Annotated in this window: 10 protein-coding genes and 1 pseudogene; 5 read left to right on the plus strand and 6 right to left on the minus strand. The window is 43.8% G+C overall.

Going from position 1 to position 7,942, the window contains the following annotated elements:
* Positions 1-883: pseudogene (locus ACLOR3_RS00925) on the minus strand (excinuclease ABC subunit UvrA); the annotation flags it as partial.
* Between the two features lie 121 nt (positions 884-1,004).
* Here ACLOR3_RS00925 and ACLOR3_RS00930 point away from each other — a divergent pair.
* Positions 1,005-1,949, plus strand: coding sequence for a magnesium transporter CorA family protein (locus ACLOR3_RS00930; protein ID WP_023024261.1), 945 nt, complete (start codon positions 1,005-1,007; stop codon positions 1,947-1,949).
* A gap of 28 nt (positions 1,950-1,977) precedes the next feature.
* Positions 1,978-2,652, plus strand: coding sequence for a DUF1129 family protein (locus ACLOR3_RS00935; protein WP_023024262.1), 675 nt, complete (start codon positions 1,978-1,980; stop codon positions 2,650-2,652).
* A gap of 37 nt (positions 2,653-2,689) precedes the next feature.
* Here ACLOR3_RS00935 and ACLOR3_RS00940 read toward each other — a convergent pair whose 3' ends face one another.
* The 4 genes from ACLOR3_RS00940 to rpsF form a co-directional block, all read right to left on the minus strand.
* The gene (locus tag ACLOR3_RS00940) at positions 2,690-3,208 is read right to left on the minus strand and encodes a GNAT family N-acetyltransferase (RefSeq protein WP_023027208.1); all 519 of its coding nucleotides are present in this window, start codon (positions 3,206-3,208) and stop codon (positions 2,690-2,692) included.
* Between the two features lie 107 nt (positions 3,209-3,315).
* Positions 3,316-3,555, minus strand: a complete 240-nt coding sequence (gene rpsR / locus ACLOR3_RS00945) for a 30S ribosomal protein S18 (protein WP_000068664.1) — start codon at positions 3,553-3,555, stop codon at positions 3,316-3,318.
* A gap of 41 nt (positions 3,556-3,596) precedes the next feature.
* Entirely contained in the window at positions 3,597-4,091 is a 495-nt protein-coding gene (locus ACLOR3_RS00950) for a single-stranded DNA-binding protein (protein WP_411400021.1), read from the minus strand.
* Between the two features lie 26 nt (positions 4,092-4,117).
* Complete coding sequence (gene rpsF / locus ACLOR3_RS00955) at positions 4,118-4,408, minus strand: 30S ribosomal protein S6 (RefSeq protein WP_023024266.1); 291 nt, start codon at positions 4,406-4,408, stop codon at positions 4,118-4,120.
* 277 nt (positions 4,409-4,685) lie between these two features.
* Here rpsF and ACLOR3_RS00960 point away from each other — a divergent pair, with 277 nt between their 5' ends.
* Genes ACLOR3_RS00960 through ACLOR3_RS00970 form a run of 3 tightly spaced genes read left to right on the plus strand, consistent with a single transcriptional unit; the run spans position 4,686 to position 7,024 of the window.
* A complete protein-coding gene (locus tag ACLOR3_RS00960) occupies positions 4,686-5,738 on the plus strand; it encodes a glycosyltransferase (protein ID WP_411400022.1) in 1,053 nt (350 codons plus the stop codon).
* Positions 5,725-6,627 (plus strand): phosphodiester glycosidase family protein, encoded by a 903-nt coding sequence (locus ACLOR3_RS00965; RefSeq protein ID WP_411400023.1) that lies wholly within the window; start codon positions 5,725-5,727, stop codon positions 6,625-6,627. The genes ACLOR3_RS00960 and ACLOR3_RS00965 overlap by 14 nt, the downstream gene beginning before the upstream one ends.
* Entirely contained in the window at positions 6,608-7,024 is a 417-nt protein-coding gene (locus ACLOR3_RS00970) for a hypothetical protein (protein WP_411400220.1), read from the plus strand. The genes ACLOR3_RS00965 and ACLOR3_RS00970 overlap by 20 nt, the downstream gene beginning before the upstream one ends.
* Positions 7,025-7,133: 109 nt before the next feature.
* Here ACLOR3_RS00970 and ACLOR3_RS00975 read toward each other — a convergent pair.
* The coding region (locus ACLOR3_RS00975) for an LPXTG cell wall anchor domain-containing protein (protein ID WP_412036899.1) at positions 7,134-7,942 on the minus strand (809 nt) is incomplete at its 5' end.

Below are 7,942 nucleotides of genomic sequence, written 5' to 3' on the forward strand. Positions count from 1 at the left end.
CTGGAACAACCAAATCCAAGTCCACCTCGAGCTTGATCCCTAGTCCATCACAATCTGGACAAGAGCCAAAGGGGGCATTAAATGAAAAGAGACGAGGTTCCAATTCAGGGACGGTAAAGCCACATACTGGGCAAGCATAATGCTCTGAAAAGAGCAGTTCATTGTCGTCCATGGTATCAATGACCACGTAACCATCTGCGATCCGGAGGGCTGCTTCTACAGAGTCAAAGAGACGAGAACGAATGCCGTCTTTGATGACAATCCGGTCTACAACAACCTCGATGGTGTGCTGCTGACTTTTTGATAACTCTGGGACCTCTGTCACATCAAAAATCTCACCATCCACACGCACCCGAACATAGCCGTCTTTTTGGACCTTTTCGATGATCGTCTTGTGCTGGCCTTTTTTCTTGCGAACAATGGGAGCTAAGATTTGCAGGCGTTGGCGCTCCGGCAGTTCCAAAACTTTGTCTACAATCTGCTCGACCGAAGAAGCGGTAATCGCCCCATGGCCATTGATACAGTAGGGAGTCCCCACACGAGCATATAGAAGGCGTAAGTAATCGTTGATTTCCGTTGTCGTTCCAACCGTTGACCGCGGATTCTTGCTGGTTGTTTTTTGGTCAATGGAAATGGCGGGACTTAAGCCATCAATCGAGTCCACATCGGGTTTTTCCATATTTCCTAAAAACTGACGAGCATAGGCTGATAGACTCTCTACATAACGTCTTTGTCCTTCTGCATAGAGAGTGTCAAAGGCTAAGCTCGATTTCCCAGAACCCGATAGACCAGTAACCACGACCAGCTTGTCTCGAGGGATTTCAACATCAATATTTTTTAAATTATGAGCACGCGCTCCATGAATGACAATTTTATCGAGCATTTCTTCCACTTTTCATCAATTTATTTATCCTTCATTATATCAAATTTTTCAACATTCTTTTATCCAAAAGCGTGCTTTTTCTGTTATAATGTTAAGGTGTAAAAAAACAAGGGGAGGCACCATGAAACAGGTCTTTTTATCAACAACGACTGAATTTAAAGAAATAGAGACACTGGAACCCGGTAGCTGGATCAACCTTGTCAATCCTTCCCAAAGTGAATCGATGGAAATCGCCTCTGCTTTTAACATCGATATTGCTGACTTACGGGCACCACTCGATGCGGAAGAAATGTCTCGTATGACCATCGAAGATGAGTATACCTTGATCATCGTAGACGTTCCCATCAAGGAAGAACGGAACAATCAGACCTACTATGTCACCATCCCTTTGGGAATCATCCTAACAGAAGAGGCCATCATCACCACTTGCTTGGAAGAGTTGCCTCTTCTAGATACTTTTATCAATCGTCGCTTGCGGAATTTCTATACCTTCATGCGATCCCGCTTCATCTTCCAGATTCTTTATCGCAATGCTGAGCTTTATTTGTCTGCGCTTCGTACCTTGGATCGTAAAAGCGAGCAGATTGAAAGCCAATTGCACAAATCGACGCGTAATGAAGAGCTGATTGAGTTGATGGAGCTGGAAAAGACCATTGTCTACTTCAAGGCCTCTTTGAAAACCAATGAGCGCGTGATCAAGAAATTGACCAGCGCTACTAGTAACATCAAGAAATACCTGGAAGACGAGGATCTCTTGGAAGATACCTTGATCGAGACCCAACAGGCCATCGAGATGGCGGATATTTATGGAAACATCCTCCACTCCATGACCGATACCTTCGCATCGATCATCTCCAACAACCAGAATAACATCATGAAGACCTTGGCCATGGTAACCATCGTCATGTCCATCCCAACCATGATTTTCTCAGCCTACGGGATGAACTTCAAGAACAATGATCTTCCGCTCAACGGGGAACCTAATGCCTTTTGGCTCATTATCTTTATCGCCTTCGCCATGACCGGCTCCCTCGTCGTCTACCTCATCCATAAAAAATGGTTCTAACACCTACAAATATAACTAAGGAGTATGTATGTCTCAATTTGATTTGACCCAATTAAGTAAGAAAAACCAAGAATTCGTTCGTATCGCTAAACACCAATTGATTGAAAATGGCAAAACGGAAGAAGAGGCTACCAGCCTGATTGAAGAGATTCTTCCAGCTATCTTTGAAAACCAACCAAAAGGAGTAACGGCGCGAACTCTCTTTGGAGCGCCAACTGTTTGGGCCAATGCATTTAGCAATCAGGAACGCTATGAAAAAGAGCATCCAAAAGAAAATGATACTCCTCTTCTCATGATTACGGATTCCTTCCTTCTCGTCTTCGGTCTCTTTGCTGCGATTTCAGCCTTCATGAACTTATTTGCACCTCAGGGAACTACTTATGGACTTCTCACCTTGACTCTTGGTAGCTTGGCTGGTGGGGTTGTGCTCTATTTGATGTATTACTACTTCTATCAGTACTACGATGTTTCAAAACGTGGCATGAAACGTCCGGCTCTAACCAAGTCACTTCCTATCTTAATGTTGGCGATGATTCTTTGGGTGGTGATTCTCATGGTCACTGCTCTGCTCCCACAATTCCTCAACCCGCGTGTACCAAACTGGTTCATGCTCTTACTCGGTGGTGGGGCTCTTCTTCTCCGCTACTACTTGAAGAAAAAATACAATATCAAGAGTGCCAATACAGCACCTCAACGACGCTAAACAAAAACGGATGAAGTTTTCATCCGTTTTTGTTTTACTACATTTCCGTGTTCAACCTTTTTGAAAAATAGAGAACTAAGTCATCATCGTTTTCACAAGAACTGTAAGGGGCCAAGGGCTGATCCCTAAACCAAATTCCAGATCCATCTGGGATATACCCCCGTTTAACATAAAGCCTTTGAGCCGGGCCATAACCCGAGTGTAAACCAACCCCTAAAGTAACAATCTCTGACAGTAGCCCGACTCTTTTTTCCGCCTCCTCTAGGAGTTGATTTCCAATTCCTCGATTTCTAAATGGCTCAAAAACATTAAAATCAGTTAGTTCAGGATAGACTCCCACGAAAGGACCGTGCTTGGCATCAGGCAATATAGTGATATAACCTGCCACAAATCCATCCGACTCAGCTACTAATACGTCCCTCTCTCCATTCTCCTGATCCTGCAAATAGCTGGTCAAGATATCCTCTCTACCCGGCCACCCTTGATGGATAAAGGCTTGAGAGATCTCTTCAATATCAGATTTCATCATCCTTCTGATGATCGTACTTTCCTTCATGTTGCGCTCCTTGATACATTTCTCCCCTCATTATAGCATGATTAGAGCTTGGGAAAGGTCAAAGAGGTCCCCCGGACCTGAAAAAAAGACCCGTAAGGGTCTTTTCTTTAATCTTCGTTTACGAAAGGCATCAAAGCCATTACGCGAGCGCGTTTGATAGCTGTTGTTACTTTACGTTGGTTCTTCGCTGAAGTTCCAGTTACACGACGAGGAAGGATTTTCCCACGTTCTGAAACGAAACGGCTAAGAAGCTCAGTATCTTTGTAATCAACATATTCAATTTTGTTTGCTGCGATGTAATCAACTTTTTTACGGCGTTTGAATCCGCCACGACGTTGTTGAGCCATGTTTATTTCTCCTTTATAGTTTTAATTCGTTAAACCCATTCTTAGAATGGTAGATCGTCATCCGAGATGTCCATTGGATTAACTCCGAATGGATTGTCATCACGTCCAAAGTTTGGTGTTGCATTAGATGGTTCAGATCCTCCAAAGCTTGGAGCTGCATTTCCTGCAAATCCTCCAGCAGAGGCATAACCACCACCTGCTTGTCCTTCACGATTCGCGCGGCTTTCCAACAATTGGAAGCTGTCCGCTACGACTTCAGTGACATAAACACGTTGACCTTGCTGATTCTCATAATTACGAGTCTGGATACGACCTGTAATCCCAACTAAGGCACCCTTTTTAGCCCAATTTGCTAAATTTTCAGCTTGTTGACGCCAAATCACACAGTTGATAAAGTCCGCATCTCGTTCACCATTTTGGTTTTTAAAATTACGGTTAACAGCGAGTGAGAATGTCGCAACAGCCTGATTTTGAGGGGTATAACGAAGTTCAGCATCTCGAGTCATACGACCTACAAGTACAACATTGTTAATCATTAGTCACCTTCTTTATTCGTTAGGGCTTACGCGTCAACTTTTACGATCATGTGACGAAGAATGTCACCGTTGATTTTTGAAAGACGGTCGAACTCGTTAAGAGCTACATCGTCGTTCGCTTCAACGTTTACGATGTGGTAAAGTCCTTCACGGAAATCTTGGATTTCGTATGCAAGACGACGTTTTTCCCAATCTTTTGATTCAACAACAGTTGCACCGTTGTCAGTCAAGATAGAGTCAAAGCGTGCTACCAAAGCGTTTTTAGCTTCTTCTTCAATGTTTGGACGAATAATATAAAGAATTTCGTATTTAGCCATTGATATGTTCCTCCTTTTGGTCTAATGACCCCAAGTCATTGCAAGGGGTAAGTGAGGTTTGCTCACAAGAAACTATTATACCAGACTTTAGGATAGAAGGCAAGTGAAAATACGTTCTCTTCATTCTTTTTAAAAAGATTTCTTTTTCTACTATTACTCTCTATAATTTTTTACAGCAAGGGAATCTCTTCCTTTCCTTAAAGAAAACTGATATCAGTTAGCTTTAAGAAAGAGCCGTTATACTACCTTCATCACAAACAAGAAACGAGGAACGGTTATGAATTATTTAGTCATCCCTGCTTATCAACCCGATCAAAAACTTCTCAAACTGGTTCATAAATTAAGAGAAAAATGTGACTTCTCCATTATCGTTGTGGACGATGGTAGTTCTGAGGAGTGCCAAGCTATTTTTGAAAAATTAGACGGGCTAGCTACAGTCCTTCACCACGAAGTGAACCTTGGAAAAGGAGGGGCTCTCAAAACAGCCTACACCTACATTCAAGAGCAAGGGCAATACGGGACAGTCATCACTGCCGATGCTGATGGCCAACATAAGGTATGGGATATCTTCCGCGTGGCCAATCAGTCACAAGAAAATCCGAACCAATTGATTTTAGGGGCACGCGCCTTTTCAGGCAAGGTTCCTTTACGTTCTGCTTTTGGAAATAAGTTGACCCGCTTCTTGTTCAAGCAACAAACAGGGGTCCCTGTGACGGATACGCAGACTGGACTTCGAGCCTTTACAACTAACATGATTCCCTTTATGTTAGAAATTGAGGGGCAACGGTATGAGTACGAAATGAATGTGCTCCTTGCAGCGAGCAAGTCCTTCCCCATCTTGGAAGTTCCGATTGAAACAGTCTATATCAATGACAATGAAGGGTCCCACTTCCGCCCTGTTCGAGACGGCCTCATGATCTACAAGGACATGTTCAAGTTTGCCCTCTCTTCCCTGAGTAGCTTTATCGTGGACTACCTGGTCTACGCCTTCTTCCTTTTCGTGATGATGGCTGTGCCGATTAGTCTCCGGATCCTCCTTGCAAACGGGATCGCTCGTGTGACCAGCTCCATCTTTAACTACTCGACCAATAAACGTCTCGTCTTTAAGAACAAAGACAGCGTGGCCCGAACCGGAAGTGGTTACTTGGGACTTGCTATTGGACTCTTTATTCTCGATACCCTCTTGATTCGACTCTTCTATACAAGCTTCGGTCTCCATTTGCTTCTCAGCAAGGTGATTGTCGGACTCTTGCTCTTCGTCGTCTCATGGTTGATTCAGAAAAAAATCATTTTCAAGGAAAGGACTGCACCTACTCATGAAATTCTTTAAAAAATCTTATACCTATGCTGCTTGTTTTGGTATCCTGCTAACAAGCTCCTTCAGCTATTCTATGCTCAAGACCTTTGTCTTATCGGATGCTATCCAAACAGTCAAAGCTACGACTACTGATACTAAAGTTGCTGAACAAGCTGCGGCATCCGCTACCACAACAGATAGCAGTTACTCCGATGACAATATCCAGGTAAACTTGACAGAAAAAACAGTTGAAAATACCCAGGTTTACATTGCAGATATTACAGTCAGCTCCTCAGACTATCTCAAGACGGCTCTAGCCCAAAACACCTATGGAACAAACGTGACAGCCAAGACATCTGTCACGGCAGCTAATAATAATGCTATTCTAGCCGTCAATGGTGACTACTACGGAGCCAATAGTACCGGCTATGTCATCCGAAACGGAGTGGTTTATCGCGATACGGTTCGGGAAGACTCTAGCAATGGCGACCTAGCCATTTATAAGGATGGTTCCTTCAAGATTATCTACGAGGATGAAATCTCAGCTGAGCAATTGGTCAAAGATGGGGTCGTCAATCTCCTTGCCTTCGGACCTTCCTTAGTCGAAGATGGAGAAATTACCGTCGATACTAACTCAGAGGTGGGACAATCCATGTCTTCGAACCCACGAACAGCCATCGGGATCATCGATGAAAACCACTACATTATTGTCGTCTCAGATGGGCGGACTTCAGAGAGTGAAGGTCTCTCCCTCTACCAATTAGCTGAAGTGATGAAATCTTATGGCGTTAAAACAGCCTATAACCTGGATGGTGGTGGATCTTCTACACTTTACTTCAATGGCCAGGTTATGAACAAACCAACAACAAATGGTACTATTTCAGAAAGGGCGGTGAGTGACATTGTCTACATCGGTTACTAATCCTATTAAACAACGGTTGAAAAAGACCATCCTCTGCTACACTCTGATCTCAGCTTTCTTCTTTGTCGGAAGTCGCATCTACGAACACTTTAGTTTTGGGGAGACCTCTGCTTTCATGCACTACCTCTTCTTGATTCCTTTGATTGGTGGTGCCCTACTAGTGGCTATCCAGTTAGTGATTAAAGGTCTTTCTCGAATCACTCTCAACCTTTGGAACTCAGCGGTTGCTACGGCAACTACGGGGGCCCTCTACCGAGGCATTGTCAATCTATCGGGTCGTTCGACAACTCTGGACCAACCCTACTATTATGTCGCAGGGATCTTCCTAGCCCTCGCCCTCATCAGCCTCTTCTTTGTCCGTAGTGTCTGGGTGGAAGAAATGGGAGTGAACACTTAATCAACTATTGATAAAATGTCGTAGTCAATATAGGCTACGCTTTTTTATAGGTTTCTTCTTAAGAATAGTAAAAAAGGAAGTCCTCCTAAAGAGGAATCTTCCTTTTTTATTAGTTTTCTTCACGTTTTTTGCTGACAAGCATTCCTGCCAAGGCAAGTGAAGTCATACCAAGGAGGCTGAGGACTGTTGAAACCAAGTCTTCTTGACCTGTTTTTGGAAGACCGGTTACTGGTGTAGATGTAACTACAGCTTCTTGAGCACCTGTATGATAGGTAACAGCGACTGGTTTAACCTTGTCTGATTCTTTGCTTTCTGATTCAGTTGGTTGAACTGTTGGTTCGGTTGGCAGCACTGGAGCTACAGGAGTTGCTGGATCCACTGGTGCTACGATCGCTCCACCGTACTCTTCTTGGCTAGCTTTGACGAAAGATAGAAGATGGAAATTGATCTGATTGGCCACTTCATAAAGGAAATCATTTTCCGATGCACGATAGCCTGCCGGGAGTTCCACATGGACACGATAAGATCCGTTCATCAGCATGGTCTCAAAGCGTTGCAAATCATAGATGCTTTGTGGAAGAAGGCGACTAATACCGTCTTTGCCTACCACTTTTACGACCGTGCCTATCGGAACTGGCTGATCAAATCCAATAGTGAGTTTATTTTCATCTAAATAGTGGAAGGCAAAGGTCACTTTCGGCTGTGGATTTTCAGGTGAAATGGTCACCTTCTTCACCAGTTCTGTTCCCCAATCATAATGGTAATCCGATAAGGTGATTTTGACTGTATAAGTACCGAAAGGCAAGTCTGGGAAGGTACCGCCATTGTAGGAAGCATTGAACTCTCCTTCCACAACCCGCCCTTGGTTATCCACTACCTGGTAACGAACGACAGATGGATAATAAGAAATCACTTCTC

Origin of the sequence: Streptococcus intestinihominis (genome assembly GCF_046824975.1) — a bacterium.
Classification (GTDB): Bacteria; Bacillota; Bacilli; order Lactobacillales; family Streptococcaceae; genus Streptococcus.

Bases quoted from the DNA above. Each gene is read 5' to 3' on its own strand.
- ACLOR3_RS00930 (WP_023024261.1), top strand. From the start codon at position 1,005: ATGAAACAGGTCTTTTTATCAACAACGACTGAATTTAAAGAAATAGAG.
- ACLOR3_RS00935 (WP_023024262.1), top strand. From the start codon at position 1,978: ATGTCTCAATTTGATTTGACCCAATTAAGTAAGAAAAACCAAGAATTC.
- ACLOR3_RS00940 (WP_023027208.1), bottom strand. From the start codon at position 3,208: ATGAAGGAAAGTACGATCATCAGAAGGATGATGAAATCTGATATTGAA.
- rpsR (WP_000068664.1), bottom strand. From the start codon at position 3,555: ATGGCTCAACAACGTCGTGGCGGATTCAAACGCCGTAAAAAAGTTGAT.
- ACLOR3_RS00950 (WP_411400021.1), bottom strand. From the start codon at position 4,091: ATGATTAACAATGTTGTACTTGTAGGTCGTATGACTCGAGATGCTGAA.
- rpsF (WP_023024266.1), bottom strand. From the start codon at position 4,408: ATGGCTAAATACGAAATTCTTTATATTATTCGTCCAAACATTGAAGAA.
- ACLOR3_RS00960 (WP_411400022.1), top strand. From the start codon at position 4,686: ATGAATTATTTAGTCATCCCTGCTTATCAACCCGATCAAAAACTTCTC.
- ACLOR3_RS00965 (WP_411400023.1), top strand. From the start codon at position 5,725: ATGAAATTCTTTAAAAAATCTTATACCTATGCTGCTTGTTTTGGTATC.